This is a genomic window from Blastococcus sp. TF02A-30, from assembly GCF_003319185.1.
In the GTDB taxonomy this organism is placed as follows: domain Bacteria; phylum Actinomycetota; class Actinomycetes; order Mycobacteriales; family Geodermatophilaceae; genus Blastococcus.
The window spans coordinates 1-513 of record NZ_QOHJ01000031.1 but is presented as its reverse complement, the minus strand read 5'-3'; the positions used below and the strand labels follow the sequence as shown (position 1 = coordinate 513).

Below are 513 nucleotides of genomic sequence, written 5' to 3'. Positions count from 1 at the left end.
GCAGCATTGTGCAGGCGTCGATCCACTCGGCCCAGCTCGGCGGGGCCACTCGGGTGGTCAGTGGCCAGAACCACAGGGCGCACCATGCGTCCATGACGAGCCGTAGCCGCTGGTAGGCGCCGTCGGGGTCGGCCAGGGACTGTTCCACCTGTTCCCGGGTGACGACCTGTCGATGCGAGGGGGCTTCGTCGCGACCCCACAGGGCGATGTCGCGGCTCGTCTGCTGCTCGGCCACGGTGAGCCGACGCAGTGCCATCGTCCACAGGTCCTCGACCTGGTGGCCGAGTTCCACGAGGGTGGTGACGTCGTGGCGGCTGGGGCGACGTCGGAACTGCTTGCGCCAGTCCTTGACGTCTTTGACGCGCTGCGGCACCAGCGTCTTGGCCTCCTTGGAGTCGGCGCTCGACCCCCAGCCGGCGGCGGGCACGAGGAAGTGCGGGATGCTGCCGTCGGCCTGCGTCGGGTCCACTGCGTCGTCGTCCAGTCGGGCGGCCCTGTCTCTTATACACATCT

The 513-nt window shown here is 69.0% G+C and carries 1 protein-coding gene; it reads right to left on the bottom strand.

Annotated features, from left to right (window positions below):
* Window positions 1–469 (bottom strand): hypothetical protein (locus DQ241_RS20310; protein WP_199584802.1); only part of this gene is annotated, 469 nt, incomplete at its 3' end.
* Window positions 470–513: the final 44 nt, after the last annotated feature.